A 22,979-nucleotide genomic window follows, 5' to 3' on the forward strand; every position below is an offset into this window, starting at 1 on the left:
CGGCGACGGTGCGCCGACTGCGCCCGCCAGGGCGCCCGGGCGCCCCCGCAAACCGCCTCAGCCCCCACAGACGGCCTCAGCTATGGCCCAATTCCTCCGGCGGGGTGTCCGCCTCGACGGAGCCGCTCGCACGGTCCGGGTGGAGGGGGAGCGGTTCGACGACGGTCTCGTCGACCACGGGCGCGGACGGGCGCGGGGGCTTCGGCATCACGGCCGCCTCGGAGTGGGCGCCGCAGCCGTACGAGAGGGAGACGACGCGGCCGTCCGCCGGGCTGAACTCGTTCGCGCACACCCCGAACGCCTGTCCCAGCGAGCCGCCGAGGGGCATCAGGAAGCCGCAGGTCGCGCACGTGCCGGGGGCCGCCTGGGCCATGGGGGTCTGGGAGCCGTACGCCTCGTCCCAGCGGTCGGCCGCGACGTGGAGGCCGTAGCGGGACAGCACCCGGGCGCGCCGCATGCCCAGCTCCTCGGCGATGGCCGCGATCGAGCCGGTCTTGGGCGCGGCGGTCTGGGTGACGGGGGCGCCGGCCGTCACATCGGCCTCCTCCGCCGCCGCGAGCTGCTGCATCTCCTCCGAGACCACGGAGTTGGGCGGCGGGACGTCCTCGCCCGAAAAGCCCGGCTCCAGGCGCAGGTCCTCGGCCTCGGTGGGGAGCAGATCGCCCGGGCCCATGTCGCCGGGGCGCAGCCGCTCGCTCCAGGGCACCCACTCCGGCGCGAGCAGCGCGTCGGGGCCGGGGAGCAGTACCGTCTCGTCCAGGGTGACGGCCTTCGCGCGGGAGGCGCGGGTCACGGTGACCGCCCAGCGCCAGCCGCGATAGCCCGGCTCGGGGCTCTCGAAGAGATGCGTGACCACGCGGTCGCCCTCGGCGACAGCGCCCATATACTCGCCGACCTTCCCCGGAAAGGCGGCTTCCATGGCCGCCTCGCGGGCGAGTTCGACCGCCTCGGCGCACAGGCGGTCGGGGGTACGGCTTCGCATCGCACTCACAGGATCGATTCTCTCTTCCACGCCGTCGCAGCCGTCTGACCTGGTGCGCCAGCCGTACGGCCGGAACGCGGGACCGCGGACGGAGCGGACCATGGGGCCGCCTCGACGTCCGCGCCCATCCGGCCTTCGGGCGCACCTTGTACGTCCCATTCTGCGGGATGGCTACTCGGCACACGGCCAGGAACGACCCTCGGTGGCGCGGTTACGCACGCTACCTTGTCCGGCCGCGCAGCCCCTACCCCCGTCCCAAGCCCGTCCTCGGCCGCCGTGCCGTCCATCCCCTGCCCGCCCGCCCCGGGAAAACCACATTTCCGCTGGACAGCGAGGTGTTGCCGATCCCTACCGACGGCGCCGCCAGCCGGAAAGCCGTCGAAGGTCTGACGCCGGGGCCGCGTTGGCTGCACCATGGTCAGATGGCAGGCAAGCGGTGGTACAGCGGCGGTCCGACCAGGCGGTCGGGCCGCTGGGTCGTCCATGCGCTCCGTCTCCCCTTCACCGCGGCCGGGCGGGGCATCCGCCGGGCCACCCACGCCCATGGGGCCGGGGAGTCGGGGCTCGGCAAGTTGATCGAGCTGCACGCGGTGAACTCCGCGGGCGACATGCTGATCACCGTCGCGCTCGCCTCCACGATCTTCTTCTCGGTCCCGACCGACGAGGCCCGCGGCCGGGTCGCGCTCTACCTGGTCATCACCATGGCGCCATTCGCGCTGCTCGCCCCCGTCATCGGCCCGCTCCTGGACCGCCTTCCGCACGGCCGCCGCGCGGCCATGGCGGGCGCGATGCTGACCCGCACGGTGCTCGCGCTGACGATGGCGGGGGCGGTGGCGGGCGGCGGCCTCGAGCTGTATCCGGCGGCGCTCGGCGTGCTGGTGGCGTCCAAGGCGTACGGAGTCGTCCGTTCCGCCGTCGTGCCACGGCTGCTCCCACCCCACTTCTCCCTGGTCAAGGCCAACTCACGGGTCACGCTTGCCGGACTGCTCGCGACCGGCGTGGCGGCCCCGCTGGGGGCCGGGCTGCATCAGATCGGCCCGAGCTGGCCGCTGTACGGGGCGTCCGTGATCTTTCTGCTGGGCGGATTCCTGTCGTTCACCCTCCCGCACAAGGTGGACTCCGCGAAGGGTGAGGCCAGGGCGCAGCTCACCTCGGGACAGCGCCATCTGCATCTACCGGTGACGGTGACGGTGCGTAAACCCAAGGCCAAGGCCGGCGGGTCCAGGACCACCTTCTGGACCAACTTTTGGAGCACCCTTCGCAGTAGCCCTTCCGGGCGGCTCGGCCTCCGTACGGTCGGCCCCTCCGTACTGCACGCCCTGCAGGCGTGCGCCGCGCTGAAGACCCTGTCCGGATTCCTCACCCTGTTCCTCGCCTTCCTCCTCCGCGACCAGCCCGTGGGCGGGCTCGGCCCCGAGGTCTCGCTCGGCCTGGCCGCCGTCTGCGCGGGCGGCGGCAACGCGCTGGGCACCGCGATCGGCGCCTGGCTGCGGGCGCGCGGCCCGGAGCGGATCATCGCGGTGGTGCTGAGCTCGGCCCTGGCCGTGATCATCGTGTCGGCGGCCTTCTACGGCGCGGTGACGGTCGCCGCCGTGGCCGCCACCGCCGGTATCTCCCAGGCGCTGGGCAAGCTGTCGCTGGACGCGCTGATCCAGCGCGACGTCCCGGAGGAGGTCCGCACCTCCGCGTTCTCCCGCTCCGAGACGACGCTCCAGATGGCGTGGGTCCTCGGCGGCGCCATCGGCATCGTGCTGCCGCTCCACGGGGCGTTGGGGATGGCGGTCGCGGCGGCGGTGCTCGCGGTGGGCGTGGCGCTGAGCGTCCGCGGGCTGCTGAGCGCCTCCCGGCAGGGGGCGCCGTATCCACGGGTGGCTTGAGCGGCACGTGGGCGACGGCTGGGCTGAATTGCGTGCACGAGGGCTGGGCCGGCTCGCGTCTGCGGGTGGGCTGAATTGCGTGCACGAGGGCTGGGCCGGCTCGCGTCTGCGGGTGGCCTGATTTGTGTGTACGAGCGCCGGCCCGACCCGCCTCCACGGCTCGCCTGACCCGCGCGCGAAGTGATCGGGGCGGCCCGATAGCCTGCCCGCATGACCGCTGCGCTGTTTTCCAGGGGCAAGGGCCGCCGCGCCGCCACCGCCGCCTGTGCTGTGTCCCTCGGGCTCGTCGCCCTCTCCGCATGCGACAAGCCGACCCCGCTGGCAACGGTGACGGTCGGTTCGGAGACCGTGACGGCCGAGGCGAGCGACGGCTGCTACGGCGACGGCAAGGACCTGAGCTCGGAGAAGTTCAAGGCGTGCCTTTCCGCCAAGCCCGAAAAGACGATCAAGGTGACCCCCGGGGACAAGGTGCGGATCGGGGTGGACCCCGAGATCGCCAAGTCGAGCTGGGGCCTGATCGCCAACAACCCGGTCATGGCCGAGGCGAGCAAGGAGACGTACCGCAGCTTCGACAGCGACACGCTCTTCGCCCAGCAGAACCCGCAGACGGGCCAGACCACGCTCCAGAAGAAGGTCACGATCACGATCGCCGAGCTCGGCAAGAGCAGCCAGGGCGTCAAGGGCATCTGGCGCTTCACGCTGGAGCGGGACTCCTGACAGGATTCCTGACGTACGGGACTCCGTAGGACGAAGCGCCGCCCTACGGGACCTGGCCGCACTGGGAAGACTGGGACCAGCCCAGGAGAACCAGCCACGCCGTGACAAGGGGGAACCGTCCATGCGCGTACTGATCGTCACGGCCGTGTCCGCCGAGCGGGACGCCGTGGTGTGGGGCATCGGCGCCACGGCCCCCGAGGTGGCCGAACTCCCCGTCCCCGGCGGGACGATCCACCGGCTGAGCCCGGTGCCGCCCACCGGGCCGCCGCTCACCGTGGACGTCCTGGCGGCCGGGGTCGGCCCGGCGGCAGCGGCGGCCGGAGCGGCCGCCGCCCTGACCGCGGCCGCGGTCGCCCGTACCCCCTACGACCTGGCCGTATCGGCGGGTATCGGCGGCGGCTTCACCACCGAGCGCCCCACCACCGGGCAGCCTGCCGCCGCCGCACGCCCCGCCACCGCGCAGCCTGCCGCCGCCCGCCTCGGCTCCATCGTCGTCGCCGACGCGATCGTCGCCGCCGACCTGGGCGCCGAGACCCCCGACGGCTTCGCCGCCGTCACCGACCTGGGCTTCGGAACCGTCGAACACCTCCCGCCCGCCCCGCTCGTCGCCGCCGTCGCCGAGGCGACGGACGCCGTGCGCGGCACCGTGCTCACCGTGTCGACCGTGACCGGCAGCGCCGAACGGGCCGCCGAGCTGCTGCGCCGCCATCCGCACGCCGCCGCCGAGGCCATGGAGGGCTTCGGCGTGGCGGAGGCCGCCGCGGCCCAGTCCGTGCCCGCTCTGGAGGTACGGGCGATCTCCAACGCCGTCGGGCCGCGGGACCGCGCTGCCTGGCGGATCGGGGAGGCGCTCGAGGCGCTCACGAGCGCCTTCGCAACCATCGCTCCCCTCCTCGGCACCTGGACCTTGGACCCGGAAGGAACCCGGCAGTGACTGAGCCCCTGAAGATCGCCTACTCCCCGTGCCCCAACGACACCTTCGTCTTCCACGCCTGGGCCCACGGCCGCGTTCCCGGCGCGCCCGCGGTCGATGTCACCTTCGCCGACATCGACATCACCAACGGGATGGCGGAGCGCGGTGAGTTCGATGTGCTGAAGGTGTCCTACGCCGTACTGCCGTGGGTGCTGGACGACTACGCGCTGCTGCCCTGCGGCGGCGCGCTCGGGCGCGGCTGCGGTCCGCTGGTGCTCACGCGGCAGCCCGGGGAGGGTCAGCAGTTCACGGGCAAGGACCTGGCGGGGAAGACGGTCGCGGTGCCGAGCGAGCGTTCGACCGCGTATCTGCTCTTCCGGCTGTGGGCCGCCGCCGAGGTGCCGGGCGGGGTCGGCGAGATCAAGGTGCTGCCGTTCCACGCGATCATGCCCGCGGTGCGGGACGGCGAGGTCGACGCCGGGCTCGTCATCCACGAAGCCCGGTTCACCTATCAGAATTACGGGCTGCACTGCCTGGCTGACATGGGCGAGCACTGGGAGCAGACCACCAGCCTGCCGATCCCGCTCGGCGCGATCATCGCCAAGCGCTCGCTGGGCGACGAGCGGCTGCGGGAACTCACCGACGCCGCCCGGACGTCGGTACGGATGGCCTGGGACGACCCGGAGGCGTCGCGGACCTATGTCCTGGAGCACGCCCAGGAGATGGATCCGGCCGTCGCCGATCAGCACATCGGGCTGTACGTGAACGAGTTCACCGCCGACCTGGGCGAGAACGGCTACGCCGCGGTGCGCGGGCTGCTGACCCGCGCGGCGGCCGAGGGGCTGGTGCCGCCCCTCGGCCCCGGGGCGCTGGACGCGGTCTGACGTTCCGCCGGATTCCGGCGCTCTGATGGATTCAGGCGTCCCGATGGATTCCGCCTGACGGGGTGTCGTACGTGCCGGGCCGAGCAGGTCGGCCTATCAGGTCAGCGAGCAGGTCAGGCCATCAGGTCATACGTCGAGCTGGTCGGCCACCGCCCGCAGCATGCCCGCGATCTTGTGGCCGTGTGCCTTGTCCGGGTAGCGGCCGCGCTCCAACTGCTGCGTCACGTTTTCCAGCAGGGTGGTCAGATCCTGGACGATCGACGCCAGCTCATCCGGCTTGCGCCGCTGGGCGGCCGCCACGGAAGGGGTCGGGTCGAGAACGGTGACGGACAATGCCTGGTCTCCGCGGTTTCCGGCCACCACGCCGAATTCCACGCGCTGCCCCGGCTTTAGTGCGTCCACGCCTTCCGGAAGCACCGACGAGTGAACGAAGACGTCGCCACCGTCATCGCGGGAGAGAAAGCCAAAGCCCTTCTCACTGTTGAACCACTTGACCTTGCCGGTAGGCACGTCTGTCTCGTCCTCGTCGCTCGTCGGAAAACACGGAAAAACAGCTCTCGATAGCACTACAGCGGGTCGTAAGACCCGCCACCACCAAGGCTAATGGTCCCGAGCCTGGTGACAAGACGTACCCGGGTGGTTCCTATGCGCGCTCTGGCACGGATCTACCCTGGTGCGGTGAGTAATGAAACCCCGCACCCTGGCGGCTCCCCCAGCTACCCCCGGGAGGCACCCCTTCCCGGCGACCGGCTCATCCGGTCCGGCGTCATCGTCTTCGCCATCGGAGCGGTGGCCACGCTCGTCACCGTCGCACCGCTTTTCCTCGGCGCGGATCCGCTGCCATCGGTGGCGTACTTCATGTGCATGCTGATGGGGGTCGGCTTCGTCCTCGCCGCCGCGGGGCTGTTGCGCTCCATCGCGGCGCAGCGGCGGCAGGCCGCGGCCGCCCAGGCGCCACGGACGGCCGTACCGCCAAACGGGTGAATCCGCCCGAGGTCTGTTCAGCCCCGGATCCGCGTCAGCGAGCCGATGAGCCTGCCGTGTGACCGCCTACCTGCTGTGCGACCGCCTACCTGCTGTGTGACCGCCTACCTGCTGTGTGACCGCCTAGGCGTGCCCACCTATACGTGGCCGCCTACGCCTGACCTCCTACGCCTGGCCGCCTATATGCCCCGCCAGCCAGGCCGGGAACGCCGTCAGATCGTCCAGGACGACATCCGCGCCGGCCGCCAGCAGTTCATCCGCCGGGCAGGGCCCGGTGGCGACCGCCACGGACAGCGCACCGGCCGTACGGGCGCCCCGTACGTCACCCGTGTGGTCCCCCACGTACACCGTCGCCCCGTACTCCCGCAGCGCCTCCGCCTTGGCCTCGGCCCACAGCCAGCCGATGACCGCGTCCGCCTCGATGCCCAGGTGGCTCAGGTGCAGCTTGGCGTTGGGCTCGTGCTTCGCGGTGACGACGATGGCCCGGCCCCCGGCCCCCCGTACGGCCTCGATCGCCTCGCGGGCCCCCGTCATGGCCGGGGTGGGCGCGATCGCGTACTCCGGGTAGAGCTCGCGGTAGAGCTCGCCCATCTCCTCGATCCGCTCGTCGGGGAACCAGTGCACCAGCTCCTGCTCCAGCGGCGGGCCCAGCCGGGTGATGGCGAGGTCGGAGTCGATGTAGGTGCCGGTCCGGGCCGAGAGCGCCTCGTACGCCGCCTTGATGCCTGGCCGGGAGTCGATGAGGGTCATGTCGAGGTCGAAGCCGACGGTCACCGTGTGTGACCCGGCGTCCGCGGCGAAGCCCGGGGCGGTGGTGGGGGCGGGGGACGGAACGGAGTACGAAGACATGCCCGCCATTGTGCCTCGACCCACCCCATACACTTAGCCTCCCCTAACTTCGTAGCCGACGAGCGAGACGAACGAACGGAAGCGATGACCGCCGACCGGACCAGCAGCCGCCCTCCCAGAGCCTCACTGGTCCGCCGCCGCCTCGGCTGGACGGCCACGGCCGTCGTCGCCCTGCTGCTCGCCATCCTGCTGAGCCTCGCCGTGGGCAGCCGCCAGATCGCGCCGAGCGGGGTGCTGGACGCGCTGCTGCACGGCGGGTCGAGCGACGCCGCCGACATCGTGCGGTCCCTGCGGCTGCCGCGCACCGTCATCGGGCTGATGGTCGGCGCGGCGCTCGCCATGGCGGGCACCGTGATGCAGGGTGTCACCCGCAACCCGATCGCCGACCCGGGCATCCTCGGCGTCAGCCAGGGGGCCTCGGTGGGCGTGGTGCTCGCGATCGCCTTCGCCGGGGTGCACACGCTGGGCGGCTATGTCTGGTTCGCCTTCGCGGGCGCGGGGCTGGCGTCGGTCGCCGTCTACGCCATCGCCAGCAGCGGGCGGGGCGGCGCGACCCCGGTCAAACTCGCCCTCTCCGGCGCCGCGATCAACGCGCTGCTGGTGTCCGTGACGACGGGCGTGCTGACGACGAAGGCGGCGGCCCTGGATGAGTTCCGCTTCTGGCAGATCGGCTCGCTCGCCGGGCGGGACACCGAGATCGTCGGCCAGATCTGGCCGTTCCTGCTGGTCGGCACGGTGCTGGTGATCGCGGTGGCACGCGGTCTGGACGCGCTGGCGCTCGGCGAGGACGTCGCGAAGGGGCTCGGCCAGAACGTGGCGGTCGTACGGGTCGTCGCCGCCCTCGGCGCCACGATCCTCACCGGGGTCGGGGTCGCCGCCGCGGGTCCGCTCGCCTTCGTCGGCCTCGCGGTCCCCCATATCGCCCGCGCGATCGTCGGCACCGACCACCGCTGGGTCCTTCCGATGGCCGCTCTGATCGGCCCGGTGATGCTGCTGGTCTCGGATGTGGTGGGCCGGATCCTCTTCCCGCCGAGCGAGGTCCCGGCGGGCGTGATGACCGCGCTGATCGGCGTGCCCTTCCTGGTCACGCTGGTCCGCCGGAAGACGGTGGCCGCGTGACCGCCACCGACCGCCGCACCGACCGTCCGGGGATCCGTCCCGGCGTCCGCCCCGCCGGTTACGGCCTGATCCGCATCAAGGGCGGCGGACGACGCGGCCATGACGTGCGAGACCTCCGTGGCGGATCGTTCCTGCTGCATCGCCGCTCGGCCCTCGTCGCGATCGGGCTGGCCCTGGCCACCGTCGCCGTCTGTGTGGCGTATCTGTGCGTCGGCGAGAGCTTCATCGCCCCCGCCGACGCCGTGAAGGCCGTTCTGCACACCCAGTGGGGCCTCGGGCAGGCCACCCCGAACGATCTCGTCGTCGGCACGCTGCGGCTCCCCCGGATGACGCTCGGTCTGATGGTCGGCGCCGCCTTCGGCATCGCGGGCGCGCTGATCCAGACGGTGGCCCGCAACCCCCTCGCGAGCCCGGACATCATCGGTGTCAGCCAGGGCGCGAGCGCGGTGACCGTGGGCGCGATGACCTACGGGGTCACCTCCTTCGCCGTCCTGCCCTATCTCTCCGTCGCGGGCGGTCTCGCCGCCGCCGCACTGGTGTACGTCTTCGCCTGGCGCGGCGGGCTGCAGGCGGCCCGCTTCGTGCTCATCGGCATCGGTTTCGCCGTCGCGCTGCGCTCGATCACCCATCTCTTCCTGACCAAGGGCGACTACCTCGTGGCCCAGCAGGCGAAGGTGTGGATGACCGGTTCGCTCAACGGACGCGGCTGGGACGAGGCCGGTCCGCTCGGCTGGGCGCTGCTGGTGCTGCTGCCCGGTGTGCTGTGGGCGGCGCGGGCGCAGCGCACCGTGTCCCTGGACGACGACACGGCGACCGCGCTGGGCGTACGGCTCGGGCGGGTGCGGCTGGGCCTGGTGTCCGTCGGCGTCGTGCTCGCGTCGATGGCGACGGGCGCGGCCGGCCCGGTGGACTTCGTGGCGCTGCTCGCGCCGCAGATCGCCCGCCGGATGACCCGGACCGCCCAGATCCCGCTGCTGTGCTCGGCCCTGGCCGGAGCGTTCATCGTCGTCACCGCGGATCTGCTCGCCCGCAAGCTGTTCGCGCCGACCGAACTGCCGGTGGGCGTGCTGACCGCCGCGGTCGGCGCCCCGTATCTGATCCACCTGCTGCTGTCTTCCGGGGGACGCGGCCGTAAGGGAGGCACCGCCGCATGACCGCTTCGGCGTCCACAACGGGAACGACGGGAACGGATACGACAGGAACGGGTAGGACGGGAGCTAGTACGGCGGGAGCTAGTACGACGGGAGCGAGTACGCGTACGCCGGAAACGGATCCGGTGGAACCCGCTGCCCCGAACCGGCTCACCGCGCGTGAGCTGACCCTGGCGTACGAGGACCGGACCGTCGTGGACGGGCTGGACCTGGCGATACCCGACGGCGAGGTCACGGTCATCGTCGGCCCCAACGCCTGCGGCAAGTCCACCCTGCTGCGCGCCCTCGGGCGGCTGCTGCGGCCGCGCGGCGGCGCCGTGCTCCTCGACGGCACGGATCTCGCCCGTATCCCCACCAAGAAGATCGCCCGGGCCGTGGGGCTGCTCCCGCAGACCCCGGTCGCGCCCGAGGCGATCACCGTCGCCGATCTCGTCTCCCGCGGCCGCCAACCGCATCAGCACTGGTGGCAGCAGTGGTCGGAGGAGGACGAACGAGCCGTCACGGACGCCATGGAGCGTACGGACGTGACGGCGCTCGCCGACCGCCCGGTGGACGAGCTGTCCGGCGGGCAGCGGCAGCGCGTATGGATCGCGATGGCGCTCGCGCAGGAGACCGATCTGCTGCTGCTGGACGAGCCCACGACGTATCTGGACATCTCCCATCAGGTGGAGGTGCTGGACCTGGTGCGCCAGCTCAACCACGAACGCGGCCGTACGGTCGTCGCCGTCCTGCACGACCTCAACCAGGCCGCCCGCTACGCCGATCATCTGATCGCGATGAAGGAGGGCCGGATCGTGGCGCGCGGCGGCCCGGCGGAGATCGTCACGGCGGAGCTGGTGCACGAGGTGTTCGGCCTGGACTCGGTGGTCGTCCCCGATCCGGTCACCGGCAGCCCCCTCGTCGTCCCGGGCACGCCTTGGCAGGCCGAGCAGGGCTGAGCGGCGGCGGGGGCCGGCACCGCCCGGCGCTTGCTTCCGGTTCGAGGGTTTGCGGGTTTTGAGGGTTTGAGGATTCGAGCCTCACGGTGGCCCGGCGTGAACCCCACGGGAGCTGCCGGAGCAAGCCCCCCACCGCGCCCTCAGACCTCAGCCCTTGCGCCGCGCGCGCCACAGCAGGAAGAGCACCGAGGCGATGGCCGCGCCCCGGACGACGAACGGCCAGGTGTCGGTCAGCGCGTCCTTCCACCCGTCCTCGGGGATCGGCTGGCCCCATTTGCGGGCGGCCCGGCCCCACAGCCAGACCCCGGCCCCGGCCCCGACCAGACCCGGTATGCCCAGCGAGGCCCACTTCGCCCCGGCCGGGGAGTGGCGGTAGGTGCCGTAGTACGCGATCACCCAGCCGAAGGCGATCAGGATGATGTTGCCCATGGCGGCGCCCGCCACGAGGAGTCCGACCGCCACCAGGAGTATCGGGCCGAGCCCGGCCAGCCATTTGGCGACGCCGACCCCGCCCCCGCCCGCGGGCTGATCGGCCGCCTTACCGGGCCCCAGCAGCACCCGGCGCAGCGCACCGCGCTGCTTGCCCCCGGCCTTGGCCTTGGCCTTCGCCTCCTCGGCGGCCTCGGCCTCGGCGGCAGCCGCCTCCTCCGCCGCCGCTTTCTCCTCGGCCTCCCGCCGCTCCTGGCGTTCCTGCTCGGCCGTCTTGCCCTTGCCGAGCAGTTCGGGGATCTCGATCCCGCCGGTGAACCCCTCGACCGAGCCGTACTGCGCGTCGCGCCGCTCGGACTGGGCGAACGGCCCCGCCTCCACATGCCACCAGTCCATGTTGGACTCGCGCGGGCTCAGTTCGTCCTCCCCCGCGAGATGTGGCGGCGAGGCGGCGTTGGACGGGGGCCTGGCGGGAGTGGAGGGCCTCGGCTTGATCAGGGAGGGGGAACCGTCACCCGGGCCGCCGCCGTTCCAGCCGGCGCCGGGCACCCCCGGGGCGTCCTCCTCGCGCGGCGTGGGGACCTTACCGGTGAGCCCGCTGCTCTTGGCGAGCCCGGCCAGTCTGTCGCGGGCCGCCCGCGCCGCCCCGGCGGCTCCCCGCGGCGACCCACCGCCGCCCGCTCCATTGCCCGCGCCGCCGATCGCGCCACCACCCGCCGGGCCCGGCTCAGCGCCCGTTCCCGAGCCCGGGTCGGGGGGCCGACCGCCCACGGCGGCCACCACGTCGGCCGGTGAACCCAGCTTGGACAGGATCCGCTTCACCCCGGCCGGGCTGTCCGCCCCTCCGGTGGTCCGGCGATGGTCGATATCGGCCCGCAGCCCGGAGACCAGTCGCATGCGTTCACCGGACGACAAACCCTGCTGCTGAGCCAGGTCACCGACACGGCTCAGATAGTCGTAGACGAGCTTTTCGCTCTCGATCCCCACCAAGACCCCTGACAATGCGCACGGTCGGCGTATCAGTCGGCTCCGACGGTACCGCGCGGAAGCGGAGTCCCGCCGCACCCCCTGCGTCCCGCGCCCCGCGGGTACTGTGGATCGAATGAGCAGTTCATGGAATCGGGAAGGCTGAAATGCCCGAAGAGACCAGCTCGCGCAACCGGGAGGCATGAGTTGCCCGCAGACACCGGCCGTGGAGAAACCGGCCACGGGGACGGCGGCCCACGGGAGACCGGCCCATGGGACGGCGGCCACGGCAACCGCGGCCGTGCGGTGCCGCGCACACTCGCCGAGGAGCTGCGGACCCGGCCCGACGACGCCCTCGCCGCCCTGCTGCGCGCCCGCCCCGATCTGCTCTCCCCGGTCCCGAACGACCTCACCCAGCTCGCCACCCGGGCCGGCACCCGCGCCTCGGTGGTACGGGCCGTGGAGCGGCTCGACCGGTTCGCGCTGCAGACCGCCGAGGCGCTGGCGGTCGCGCCCGACCCGTGCCCGTACGAAACCCTGCGGGACCTGCTGACGGGCGATGAGGGCGCGGAGGAGGCCGGGGGGCAGGGGGAGGTGGCTGCGGGTCAGGGGGACGCCCGGGGCGCGGGGGACGCTGACGGTGCTGGGGATGTTCAGGGTCCCGGGACCGCATCGTCCGTCGGGCCCGCGGCGCCCGTCGGTCCCACGTCGGGTATCGAGGCCGCCTCGCCCCTCACCCCCGCCTCCCCCGCCAGCCCCCCGTCCGGCACCGACGCAGCCCTGGGCGCCGAGGAACGTGCGGCGATCGCGGCCGAGCTGCCGCGTGCCGTGGCCACCCTGCGCGACCAGGCCCTGGTCTGGGGCGGTGACGACCGGCTCCGCCTCGTCCGCACCGCCCGCGAACTGCTCGCGCCCTCGCCCACCTCACCCTCCCCGACCGGCCTCGGCCCGACCGTTCAGGAGGCCACGTCCGGGATGTCGCCGGGCCGACTGCAGGAGCTGCTGGCGGGCGCCGGGCTGCCGCCCACGCACGACCCGGTCACGGCGGTGGCGGCGCTGGCCGAGCTGTTCCAGGACCGCGCCCGGATGGCGGCGCTGCTCGACGGGGCGCCGGCGGGCGCGGCGGCCGTGCTGTCCAAGCTGACCTGGGGACCGCCGTACGGGGAGGCGTCCGTCGCCTCGCCCACCCCGCCCGTCGGCTGGCTGCTGGACCGTGGGCTGCTGCTGCCGTCCGGGCCGCGCAACGTGGTGCTGCCCCGCGAGGTCGCCCTGCATCTGCGCCACGGCCGGGCGCACCGCACCCCCGAACCGCTGGCCCCGCCCCTCTCGCCCACCGTCGAGCACGATCCACAGGCTGTGGATAACACTGCCGCGGGCCAGACCTTCACCTCTGTGGCCACCGTCGAGGAGCTGCTGGGGCAGTGGGAGAACGCCGGACCTCCCGTGTTGCGCGCGGGCGGGCTGAGCGTCCGCGACCTCAAGCGGGCCGCCGTGGCACTCGACGTGGCCGAACCGGTGGCCGCCTTCTGGATCGAGCTGGCCTACGCCGCCGGGCTGGTGGCCTCCGACGGTGAGACCGACGAGCGCTACGCCCCCACCCCCGCCTACGACGACTGGCTGCGGCTGCCCCCCGAGGAGCGCTGGGCGCGGCTCGCCGCCGCCTGGCTGCCCGCGACCCGTACGGCGGGGCTGGTCGGCGGCCGGGACAACCGGGGCCGTACCCTCGCCGCGCTCGGCCCGGACCTGGATCGCTCCCCGGCCCCCGAAGTCCGCCGCCGGGTCCTCGAACTGCTGGCCACCCTCCCGTCCGGTGCCGCGGCCGCCCCCGACGTCGTGCTGACCCGGCTGCGGTGGGAGCGGCCGACCAGCCACCGCGGGGCCCCCGCCGCGACCGGTGCCGCCCCTGGTGCCGCCCCTGGTGCCGCCTCACCCACCTGGGGCGCCCCCAGCGCCGCCGCCTCCCCCACCAGGGAGGACCTGCGCTCGCGGCTGGCTCGCTGGGCCGTGGCCGAGGCCGAAATGCTCGGGATCACCGGCCGGGGCGCCCTCTCCTCCCACGGCCGCGCCCTGCTGGAACCCCACCCGGACGAACCGCCGGCCGCCAGGAACGAGGTCGCGTCCGCGCAGGCCGCGCGGCTGCTCGCGCCGCTGCTCCCCGAGCCCCTCGACCACGTCCTGCTCCAGGCCGACCTGACCGCCGTCGCGCCCGGCCCCCTGGAACGGCCGCTCGCCGAGACGCTGGGCATCCTCGCCGACGTCGAGTCCAAGGGCGGCGCGACCGTGTACCGCTTCACGCCCGAGTCCGTACGCCGCGCGCTGGACGCCGGGCGGACCGCCGACGACGTCCACACCTTCCTCACCGCGCACTCCCGCACCCCCGTGCCCCAGCCGCTCACCTACCTCGTCAACGATGTGGCCCGTAAGCACGGCCGCCTTCGCATCGGCACCGCCTCCGCGTATCTGCGCTGCGACGACGACGCGCTGCTCGCCGAGATCCTCGCCGACCGCCGCTCGGCAGGACTGCGGCTGCGCCGCCTCGCCCCCACCGTCCTGGCCGCCCAGGCGCCGCCGGACACACTGCTGGAGGGGCTGCGGGCGATGGGGTACGCCCCGGCTGCCGAGTCCGCCGAGGGCGATGTGCTGGTCAGCCGCCCCGAAGCGCAGCGCACCCCGCCCCGGACGCCGCCCGTGCCGGTTCCGGAGGGCCCGCCGGTGGCCGACGCCACCCTGCTGGGCGCGGCCGTACGCGCCATCCGCGCCGGGGACCTCGCCGCGACGGCGCCCCACAAACCGGCGGCCGTGTCCGGAGCGGGGTCGGGGGCGGCGGCGGACGCCGGGGCTGGCTCCCGGTTCGGTGCCGGGTCCGGTTCCCGGTCCGGTGCCGGGGCTCGTTCCGGGGCCGCCGCCAGCGGGGGCCGGCTGCCTCGCACCACCTCCGCCGACACCCTCGCCACCATGCAGGCCGCGGCCTTGACCGGCTCCAACGTCTGGATCGGCTACGTCAACGCGAACGGCGCGGCCACCCAGCGCGTGATCGCGCCGGTCCGGGTCGAGGGCGGCTTCGTCACGGCGTACGACCACACGGCGGACGAGGTCCGTACGTACCCTCTGCACCGCATCACCGGCGCCGCCGAACTGGCCGAGGACGCGACGTAGGCCCTACGGCGACAGCTCACGCGGCAGGCGGTCGCTGGGTCCAGCGGTGCCACCAGTGGCGGCGGCGGGGGTGCAGGGCGTGGCCGAGCCAGCGGCCGATCACGACGTAGCCGAGCAGCGCGCCCGTGGTGTTGAGGATGACGTCGTCGATGTCGAAGGCCCGACCCTCGACGATGAGCCCCTGAACGGTCTCGACGGCCACCATCACCAAGGCCGTCACCACCACCACCCGCACCGCGCCCCGCGCCTTGGGCAGCAGCATCGGCAGCAGCACCCCGAAGGGGCCACCGAGCAGCACATTGCCGCCGATCTGCTTCACCGTGTCCCGGAAGGCGGGCTGGTCGAGGTACGCGCGCAGCGACCGTCCCGGGTGCAGATTGGTGTGGACGAGGTCGACGGAGCCGGGCGAGGGCACGAGCGTGGCCTTGGCGAGCGCCGCCGCGAAGCCGACCATGCAGACGAACGCCAGGAGCAGCACCAGCAACCGTGCGGCACGCGCACCGAACGACTTGCGCTGCAGCAGCGCCGTCTCCGGGGTGCCCTCGGGCTCCACGGGCTTGGCAGGCTTGGCGATCCGGGCTTTCCCGGTCCGGGCTTTCGTCGACGGGGCCTTCGCGGACTCAGGCTTCGCAGCCTGGGCCTTCGCGGTCTGCGGCTTCGTGGTCTGCGGCTTCGTGGACTGAGGCTTCGCGGACTGAGGCTTCGCGGTCTGCGGCTTTGTCGTCCGGGACCCCTTCGTCAGAGCCCCACCCGCCCGCGACCCCTTCTTCTGGCCGCTCGCCGCCTTCTGGCCGCCCGTCGTCCGGGAACCCTCCCGCGGCTTCTTCTCCCCCGACCGCTTCTCCGCTGCCCGCTTTACCGTCGTCCTCTTGTCCGCCGTCCGCCGGATCTCCCATCCAGCGATGCTGATCACAGGGACTCCCTCCCGCTCATGGCTCTGTTGTCGCGGCGCTGTCGTCGCGGTTCCGTCGGTCCGTGTTCGTCTTCGCCGCTTGCCCGTAGCCGCCCGTTGTATCCCTACGGCTCTCCGCCACGCCTTCTCGATGGGGGACACTGGTTCTTTGGCCGGCAGCACGAAAGGACCCAGGCGCGTGAATGGACCCCTCATCGTCCAAAGCGATAAGACGCTCCTGCTCGAGGTGGACCACGAGCAGGCCGGCGCCTGCCGCCGCGCCATCGCGCCCTTCGCCGAGCTGGAGCGGGCGCCCGAGCACATCCACACCTACCGGGTGACCCCGCTGGGGCTGTGGAACGCCCGCGCCGCCGGGCACGACGCCGAGCAGGTGGTCGACGCCCTCGTCGCGTACTCCCGCTATCCCGTCCCGCACGCCCTCCTCGTCGACGTCGCGGAGACCATGGCCCGCTACGGGCGGCTGCGGCTGCTCAAGCACCCCACCCACGGTCTGGTCCTGGAGACCAGCGACCGCCCGATCCTCGAGGAGATCCTGCGGTCGAAGAAGATCCAGCCGCTGGTCGGCGCCCGGCTCGACCCGGAGACCGTCGTCGTCCACCCCTCCGAGCGCGGGCAGATCAAGCAGACGCTGCTGAAGCTGGGCTGGCCCGCCGAGGACCTGGCCGGGTATGTGGACGGCGAGGCCCACCCCATCGAGCTGCACGAGGACGGCTGGGCGCTGCGGCCGTATCAGACGCAGGCCGTGGAGGGCTTCTGGCACGGCGGCTCCGGTGTCGTCGTGCTGCCCTGCGGTGCCGGAAAGACGCTGGTGGGGGCGGGTGCGATGGCCACCGCCAAGTCGACCACGCTGATCCTGGTCACCAACACCGTCTCCGCCCGGCAGTGGAAGCACGAGCTGGTGCGCCGCACCTCGCTCACGGAGGAGGAGATCGGCGAGTACAGCGGTACGCGGAAGGAGATCCGCCCGATCACCATCGCCACGTATCAGGTGCTCACCACCAAGCGGAAGGGCATCTACCCGCATCTGGAGCTGTTCGACTCCCGCGACTGGGGCCTGATCGTCTACGACGAGGTGCATCTGCTGCCGGCGCCCGTCTTCAAGTTCACCGCCGATCTGCAGGCCCGGCGGCGGCTCGGGCTCACGGCGACGCTCGTCCGGGAGGACGGCCGGGAGTCCGATGTCTTCTCGCTCATCGGGCCCAAGCGGTTCGACGCGCCCTGGAAGGAGATCGAGGCGCAGGGCTATATCGCGCCCGCCGACTGTGTCGAGGTCCGGGTCAACCTGACCGAGGCCGAGCGGCTGACGTACGCGACCGCCGAGACCGACGAGAAGTACCGCTACTGCGCCACGACCGACTCCAAGCGGAAGGTCACCGAGGCGCTGGTCGCCCGGCACAAGGGGCAGCAGACCCTGGTCATCGGCCAGTACATCGACCAGCTCGACGAGTTGGGCGAGCACCTGGACGCGCCCGTCATCAAGGGCGAGACCACCAACGCCCAGCGGGAGAAGCTCTTCGACGCCTTCCGGCAGGGCGAGCTGTCGGTGCTCGTCGTCTCGAAGGTCGCCAACTTCTCCATCGACCTCCCCGAGGCCACGGTCGCCATCCAGGTCTCCGGCACCTTCGGCTCCCGCCAGGAGGAGGCCCAGCGGCTCGGCCGGGTGCTGCGCCCGAAGGCCGACGGCCACCCGGCGGTCTTCTACTCGGTGGTCGCGCGCGACACGATCGACCAGGACTTCGCGGCGCACCGGCAGCGGTTCCTGGCCGAGCAGGGGTACGCGTACCGGATCGTGGACGCGAGCGAGCTGCTCGCGGACGAGGACGTCTGACGTTCGGCCGGTCACGGTCACCCGTTACCGTCACCCGTCACCCGGTCGCCCGGTCACCCATGACCGTTGGGCACGCTCCCATGGCCATGACATGTGTCATGAGTGACCCGTGATCGCCGACTCTGCCCGGGAGATTCCCCGCCCGTCAGGATCGTGAGTGTCAGCAGGACATGGCACCACACGACGCCGAAGGGGCGGGGACATGGGCATCAGCATCCGCAAACGCAAAACCGCGACCACCGACATCGACCTGAGCGACATCAAGCCGCTGCCGCTGTGGTTCTTCGGCTTCGAGGGCGTCATGGGTGCCGCGTACGACCTGACCAAGGCGTGGGACGACGCCTGGATGGTGCTCATCGCGATCGCCCTCGTGAACGTCGTCGTCGGGGCGACCGTGCTGCGCCGCCGGGTGAAGCTGATGCGCGCGATGCTCAAGAACGCCCACACCCGGAAGATCGCCATCGGGCTGCTCGCGCTCCGCGTCGGCCTCCATCTCGTCCTCGCCGCCGTCGGTGCCCCGGTCACCTCGGTGGCCGGGCATCTGACCGTCGCGGTCCTGATGGGCGCGACGACGGTGACGCTGCTGTGGTTCAACCAGCGCGTGACCTTCCGCGCCCTGCGGCTCGCCTGAGACAAAGACGGAGCCCACGCGGGCCCACAGCCCGGACGGAGGCTCACAGCCCCACACGAGGCCCGCCCGCGAGCCCGCCCGGCCCCTTCCCCGGGGGCCGTCATAATTCATTCGCCTCCCGGACATGCCCTGGCTACAATCGCCGGTCTTGCCGCCTCCCGCGTTCCGAACGGGAGAGCCGCCGCCCGGACGGAAACCGGTCGGCATCTCTGACCGCGCATCCGTACCGCGCACCCGCTTTGTGTACTCGCTTTGTGCACTCGTTGTGTACTCGCTCGCCGGAGGCTACGCCGTGCCCTCGCACGCCCCTGACCACGCAGATCCCCTCTCAGACCCCCATCCAGCCTCAGCCCCTCTCTCAGACCCCCATCCAGCCTCAGCCCCTCTCTCAAACCCCCTCGCGCGGGAGCGCGCCCATCTGACCGACTCCCGCGCCGCGCTGCGCGCCATGCGCGCCGACGTCGAGGCCCTCGACCTCCGGGACGTCGCCGCGAACTGGGTCAACGCCGCAGCGCTGCACCACCAGGTCAGCGAGCGCATCAAGGCCCTCGCCGACCTCGCCGACACCCCGCTCTTCTTCGGCCGGCTCGACTATCTGCACGCACCGGACGCGGAGACGGCGGAGGGCGCGGAGGGCGAGCGGTTCTATATCGGCCGCCGCCATGTGCACGACGCGGACGGGGACCCCATGGTCATCGACTGGCGTGCCCCCGTCTCCCAGCCCTTCTACCAGGCGTCGAAGACCGCGCCGATGGACATCGCGCTGCGCCGCCGCTTCGGCTACACGGGCGGCGAGTTGACGGCGTACGAGGACGAGCGGCTCTCCGACCCCACCGAGGCGGAGCAGACCAGCAAGCTGCTCCAGTCCGAGATCGAGCGCCCGCGCGTCGGCCCGATGCGGGACATCGTCGCGACGATCCAGCCGGAACAGGACGAGATCGTCCGCCAGGGGATCGGCGGCACCATCTGCGTCCAGGGGGCACCGGGCACCGGTAAGACGGCCGTGGGGCTGCACCGGGTGGCGTATCTGCTGTACGCGCACCGCGAGCGGCTGGCCCGCTCCGGCACCCTCGTCATCGGCCCGAACCGCTCCTTCCTCCACTACATCGAGCAGGTCCTGCCCGCCCTCGGCGAGTTGCAGGTGGCCCAGGCGACCGTCGAGGACCTGGTGACCCGCCCGGCCCTGGGCGCGGAGGCTCGGGGCACCGACTCCGCCGACGCGGCCCGTATCAAGGGCGACGCGCGGCTGGCCGAGGTGCTGCGCCGCGCCCTGCGCTCGTACGTCACCGCCCCCACCGAACCCTGTGTGGTGGTGCGCGGTTCACGCCGCTGGCGGGTGCCCGCGTACGAACTGGAGGAGATGGTCGAGGAGTTGCTCACCCGCGACATCCGCTACGGCGCGGCCCGCGAGGCGCTTCCGCAGCGCATCGCGCACACCGTGCTCGTCCGGATGGAGCAGGCGGGTGAGGCGCCCGACGACCGGGTCCAGGACGCGGTCGCGCGCAACGCGGCCGTCAAGGCGGCGGTCAAGGCGGTCTGGCCGCCGGTCGACCCGGCCAAGCTGGTGCTGCGGCTGCTCTCCGACGCCGACTTCCTGGCCGAGCACGCGGAGGGCGTCCTCGACGCCGACGAGCAGAAGACCGTCCTGTGGGCGAAGCCGGGGCGCGGTGTGAAGTCCGCGAAGTGGTCCCCGGCGGACCTGGTGCTGATCGACGAGGCCGCCGATCTCATCGAGCGCACCCCGTCCCTCGGGCATGTGGTCCTGGACGAGGCGCAGGACCTGTCGCCCATGCAGTACCGCGCGGTCGGCCGCCGCTGCAGCACCGGCTCGGCGACCGTGCTCGGCGACATCGCCCAGGGCACCACCCCATGGGCGACGGCCAGTTGGGAGGAGGCCCTGACCCATCTGGGCAAGGACGGGGCGGCGATCGAGGAGCTGACCCAGGGGTTCCGGGTGCCGCGCGAGGTGATCGCGTACGCCTCGCGACTGCTGCCCGCCATCGCCCCCGGCCTGTCGGAGGCCACCTCGATCCGCGAGGCGGCGGGCGACTTCTCCGTACGGGCCGTGGACCCGGCGGAGCTGGACGCGGCCGTGATCGCCGCGTGCCGGGACGCGCTGACCCACGAGGGTTCCGTGGGTCTCATCGCGGCCGACGCCCGCGTCCCGGCCCTGGCCGAGGCCCTCGACGCGGCAGGCCTGACCCACCTCTCCCCCGGCGAGGAGACCAGCGCCGAGGCCCGGCTCACCCTCGTCCCGGCGACCCTGGCCAAGGGTCTGGAGTACGACTACGTGGTGCTGGACGAACCGGCCGCGGTGGTCGACGGCGAGCCGGACGAACGCACCGGTCTGCGCCGCCTGTACGTCTCCCTGACCCGTGCGGTCTCGGGGCTGACGGTCGTCCACGGGGCGGCGCTGCCGGAGCGGCTGAACTGAGCTGACCGTTATGCCTTGGCTTCGGCGGTCTGCTGCTCGTATCGCTTGAGGGCGTCCGGGGTGACGGGCGCGAAGAAGTTGACGAGATTGCCGTCGGGGTCCTTGAACAGCAGCGAACGGTTGCCCCAGGGCTGCGTGGTGGGCTCGTTCACGATCTCGACGTCGAACTCCTTGAGCCTCTCGTACTCGCCGTCGACATCGGCGACGCGGAACTCCACGATCACGCTCTGGTTCGCCGCGGGCCGGGGCGCCTGCTCACCGAGCACCCGCACCGTGCGGGTGCTCGCAAGGGCGAGAGTTCCACTCGAAGTCATGAGCTCGGCGAAGTCGTCCGTGTACCGCTTCGCGGTCAGGCCCGTGGCCCGCTCGTAGAAGTCGGTGATCCGGGCGACGTCCTCGGTGATGATGCGGATCGAGGCGAAGTGCATGGCAAGCTCCCGTGAGGTGTTTTGTGCTGTGCGGATGACCGTACGGTCGATACCGGGCAGAAGCCGCCCGGTATCGAACCCCGGTTTCCGGGCCGGTGTGCAGGCCCGGTACCCGAGCCCGGTATCCGAGCCCAGCACCCAGCACCAGGAGGCACCCAGCACCCAGCAGGAGCTTGTCGGCACAGCCGCCGTGCAGCCGCCCTCAGCGCCGCGCAGACCGCCTCAGCGCCGCGCGGCATCCCCTCAGGCGACCGGAACGGGCGCGTCCAGGGCCGTACGCCACCGGCCTACCGCCGCCGCGTCCACAGGGCCGGCCCATCCCGCCGGGCGGGCCGCGCCGCCGATGTGGAAGGCGTCGATCCCGGCGGCGCGCAGGGCGGACAGATGGTCGAGGCGCAGCCCGCCACCGGCCATGATGCGCGGCTCATAGCCCGGCGTACCGGTCCGCGCCGCCTCCTCGGCCAAGGTCGGCAGACCGTCGTCGACGCCACGTGCGGACCCGGCGGTGAGATACGTGTCGAGGCCGGGGATGTCGGCGAGCCGCTTCCGCAGCCCGTCGCGATCCGCGGCGCGGTCGATGGCCCGGTGGAAGGTCCAGCGGCTCTCGTCTACGCCGCCGCCCGCCCGCACGACCTCGGTCAGCGTGGTCACGGCGGCCAGGTCGACCCCGCCGTCGTCGGTCAGGAAGCCCAGGACGAACTCGTCCGCCCCCTCGGAGTGCAGCGCGGCAGCGGCCTCGCACAGCGTGTCGAACGCGGCGGGGTCCCCGGCCGCGAAGCCGTCGGCGGCGCGGAGCATCACCCGTACCGGCAGGTCCACGGCCGATCGGACGGCGGCGAAGGTCTCACGGGAGGGGGTGAGCCCGTCGGCGGCCATGTCGGTGACCAGTTCGAGGCGGTCCGCCCCTCCGGCCTGTGCGGCGATCGCGTCCGCCGGGTTCAGGGCGATCACCTCGAGAATTGGTCTAGACATGCTCCACAGCTTGCCACACCGCGCAAGAGGGCAAACCGCTACCCCACAATTGGCCCATGTCCGCACCCGCGCCCGCCCGCCATCCGGCCCATGACGCCCTGCTCACCCGCTGGACGGACCTCCTCACCAGCGCCCGCGAAGCCACGGCCCCGCCTCCCGCCCCCTACGGCGAGGACCTGCTGACCCGCTGGGCCGAACCCCAGCGCCGTTACCACACCACCGATCACCTGCTCGCGGTCCTGGACCGGGTGGAGGAGCTGCTCCCCCACGTCCAGGCCCCCGACCCCGCCGCCATCCGCCTGGCCGCCTGGTTCCACGACGCCGTCTACCTCCCCGACCGCTCCACCAACGAGGAACGCAGCGCCCGCCTCGCCGAACGCGCCCTCACCGAGGCAGCCGTCCCGGCCCCCCGCACGGCCGAAACCGTCCGCCTCGTCCTCGTCACCCGGGACCACGACCCCGCCGAGGGCGACACCAACGGCGAAGTCCTGTGCGACGCCGACCTCGCCGTACTGGCGGGCTCCCCGGCGGCCTATGGCGCCTACGCGGCGGCGGTCCGCGAGGAGTACGGCTTCGTCCCCGACGACGCTTTCCGCGAGGGCCGCGCGAATGTCCTCCGCCACCTGCTGGGCCTGTCCCGCCTCTTCCGTACGCCGGAGGCCCACGACCGCTGGGAGGAACCGGCCCGGCGCAACATGGCCACGGAGCTGGAGCTGCTCGGTTCGTAACATGTGCCGTTGGCGGAATGCCGAGGTCAGGCCATGGCGTTGAGCCTGGCATGCCCTCCTCCTCCCCAGCGGATTCCGCT

General features: G+C 72.7%; 20 protein-coding genes. 13 read left to right on the top strand and 7 right to left on the bottom strand.

The genetic code is table 11. The features are described 5' to 3' along the window. Positions 1–76: 76 nt before the first annotated feature. Positions 77–982, bottom strand: a complete 906-nt coding sequence (locus STRVI_RS41175; protein ID WP_043237401.1) for a DUF3027 domain-containing protein — start codon at positions 980–982, stop codon at positions 77–79. A gap of 422 nt (positions 983–1,404) precedes the next feature. On the opposite strand from STRVI_RS41175, the gene STRVI_RS41180 reads away from it, so the two are divergent. From STRVI_RS41180 to STRVI_RS41195, 4 genes are all read left to right on the top strand, one after another. Beyond that, the gene (locus STRVI_RS41180) at positions 1,405–2,859 is read left to right on the top strand and encodes an MFS transporter (protein WP_043237404.1); all 1,455 of its coding nucleotides are present in this window, start codon (positions 1,405–1,407) and stop codon (positions 2,857–2,859) included. Between the two features lie 210 nt (positions 2,860–3,069). Further along, entirely contained in the window at positions 3,070–3,576 is a 507-nt protein-coding gene (locus STRVI_RS41185; protein WP_014061491.1) for a hypothetical protein, read from the top strand. 121 nt (positions 3,577–3,697) lie between these two features. Continuing rightward, positions 3,698–4,510, top strand: a complete 813-nt coding sequence (gene mqnB, locus STRVI_RS41190) for a futalosine hydrolase (RefSeq protein WP_014061492.1) — start codon at positions 3,698–3,700, stop codon at positions 4,508–4,510. Beyond that, positions 4,507–5,373, top strand: coding sequence for a 1,4-dihydroxy-6-naphthoate synthase (locus tag STRVI_RS41195; protein WP_014061493.1), 867 nt, complete (start codon positions 4,507–4,509; stop codon positions 5,371–5,373). The genes mqnB and STRVI_RS41195 overlap by 4 nt, the downstream gene beginning before the upstream one ends. A gap of 126 nt (positions 5,374–5,499) precedes the next feature. Here the strand turns inward: STRVI_RS41195 and STRVI_RS55800 are convergent, their stop codons facing one another. Then, entirely contained in the window at positions 5,500–5,883 is a 384-nt protein-coding gene (locus STRVI_RS55800) for a cold-shock protein (protein WP_014061494.1), read from the bottom strand. Positions 5,884–6,051: 168 nt separating this feature from the next. On the opposite strand from STRVI_RS55800, the gene STRVI_RS41205 reads away from it, so the two are divergent. After that, positions 6,052–6,357: a hypothetical protein gene (locus STRVI_RS41205; protein ID WP_050993857.1), complete on the top strand. Its 306-nt coding sequence runs from the start codon at positions 6,052–6,054 to the stop codon at positions 6,355–6,357. A 165-nt stretch (positions 6,358–6,522) separates the two neighbouring features. Here STRVI_RS41205 and STRVI_RS41210 read toward each other — a convergent pair whose 3' ends face one another. Next, the gene (locus STRVI_RS41210) at positions 6,523–7,215 is read right to left on the bottom strand and encodes an HAD family hydrolase (protein ID WP_014061496.1); all 693 of its coding nucleotides are present in this window, start codon (positions 7,213–7,215) and stop codon (positions 6,523–6,525) included. A 75-nt stretch (positions 7,216–7,290) separates the two neighbouring features. Between STRVI_RS41210 and STRVI_RS41215 the strand changes: the two genes are divergently transcribed. The 3 genes from STRVI_RS41215 to STRVI_RS41225 are packed head-to-tail and all read left to right on the top strand — an operon-like array spanning position 7,291 to position 10,414. Continuing rightward, positions 7,291–8,325, top strand: coding sequence for a FecCD family ABC transporter permease (locus STRVI_RS41215; RefSeq protein ID WP_014061497.1), 1,035 nt, complete (start codon positions 7,291–7,293; stop codon positions 8,323–8,325). Then, positions 8,322–9,479 (top strand): FecCD family ABC transporter permease, encoded by a 1,158-nt coding sequence (locus STRVI_RS41220; RefSeq protein WP_014061498.1) that lies wholly within the window; start codon positions 8,322–8,324, stop codon positions 9,477–9,479. Before STRVI_RS41215 ends, STRVI_RS41220 begins: the two co-directional genes overlap by 4 nt. Beyond that, on the top strand, positions 9,476–10,414 hold the full coding sequence (locus tag STRVI_RS41225) for an ABC transporter ATP-binding protein (protein ID WP_123060300.1): 939 nt from the start codon (positions 9,476–9,478) through the stop codon (positions 10,412–10,414). Before STRVI_RS41220 ends, STRVI_RS41225 begins: the two co-directional genes overlap by 4 nt. 147 nt (positions 10,415–10,561) lie before the next feature. Here STRVI_RS41225 and STRVI_RS41230 read toward each other — a convergent pair whose 3' ends face one another. After that, complete coding sequence (locus STRVI_RS41230; RefSeq protein ID WP_014061500.1) at positions 10,562–11,830, bottom strand: hypothetical protein; 1,269 nt, start codon at positions 11,828–11,830, stop codon at positions 10,562–10,564. Positions 11,831–12,016: 186 nt separating this feature from the next. On the opposite strand from STRVI_RS41230, the gene STRVI_RS41235 reads away from it, so the two are divergent. Further along, positions 12,017–14,965 (top strand): helicase C-terminal domain-containing protein, encoded by a 2,949-nt coding sequence (locus STRVI_RS41235; protein ID WP_014061501.1) that lies wholly within the window; start codon positions 12,017–12,019, stop codon positions 14,963–14,965. A gap of 16 nt (positions 14,966–14,981) precedes the next feature. On the opposite strand, the gene STRVI_RS56260 is transcribed toward STRVI_RS41235, so the two are convergent. Then, a complete protein-coding gene (locus STRVI_RS56260; RefSeq protein ID WP_014061502.1) occupies positions 14,982–15,878 on the bottom strand; it encodes a VanZ family protein in 897 nt (298 codons plus the stop codon). Between the two features lie 178 nt (positions 15,879–16,056). On the opposite strand from STRVI_RS56260, the gene STRVI_RS41245 reads away from it, so the two are divergent. The 3 genes from STRVI_RS41245 to STRVI_RS41255 all read left to right on the top strand — a co-directional run bounded on the left by STRVI_RS41245 (position 16,057) and on the right by STRVI_RS41255 (position 20,771). Continuing rightward, the gene (locus STRVI_RS41245) at positions 16,057–17,706 is read left to right on the top strand and encodes a DNA repair helicase XPB (protein ID WP_014061503.1); all 1,650 of its coding nucleotides are present in this window, start codon (positions 16,057–16,059) and stop codon (positions 17,704–17,706) included. 202 nt (positions 17,707–17,908) lie between these two features. Beyond that, positions 17,909–18,337 (top strand): hypothetical protein, encoded by a 429-nt coding sequence (locus tag STRVI_RS41250; protein ID WP_014061504.1) that lies wholly within the window; start codon positions 17,909–17,911, stop codon positions 18,335–18,337. Positions 18,338–18,629: 292 nt separating this feature from the next. Next, entirely contained in the window at positions 18,630–20,771 is a 2,142-nt protein-coding gene (locus STRVI_RS41255; protein ID WP_014061505.1) for a HelD family protein, read from the top strand. A gap of 8 nt (positions 20,772–20,779) precedes the next feature. Here the strand turns inward: STRVI_RS41255 and STRVI_RS41260 are convergent, their stop codons facing one another. Both STRVI_RS41260 and STRVI_RS41265 read right to left on the bottom strand, forming a co-directional pair. Beyond that, entirely contained in the window at positions 20,780–21,199 is a 420-nt protein-coding gene (locus tag STRVI_RS41260) for a VOC family protein (RefSeq protein WP_014061506.1), read from the bottom strand. A gap of 243 nt (positions 21,200–21,442) precedes the next feature. Further along, the gene (locus STRVI_RS41265; protein WP_014061507.1) at positions 21,443–22,171 is read right to left on the bottom strand and encodes a copper homeostasis protein CutC; all 729 of its coding nucleotides are present in this window, start codon (positions 22,169–22,171) and stop codon (positions 21,443–21,445) included. Positions 22,172–22,227: 56 nt separating this feature from the next. On the opposite strand from STRVI_RS41265, the gene STRVI_RS41270 reads away from it, so the two are divergent. Further along, complete coding sequence (locus tag STRVI_RS41270; protein ID WP_014061508.1) at positions 22,228–22,899, top strand: HD domain-containing protein; 672 nt, start codon at positions 22,228–22,230, stop codon at positions 22,897–22,899. Positions 22,900–22,979: the final 80 nt, after the last annotated feature.

Origin of the sequence: Streptomyces violaceusniger Tu 4113 (assembly GCF_000147815.2) — a bacterium.
GTDB classification, from domain to species: Bacteria; Actinomycetota; Actinomycetes; order Streptomycetales; family Streptomycetaceae; genus Streptomyces; species Streptomyces violaceusniger_A.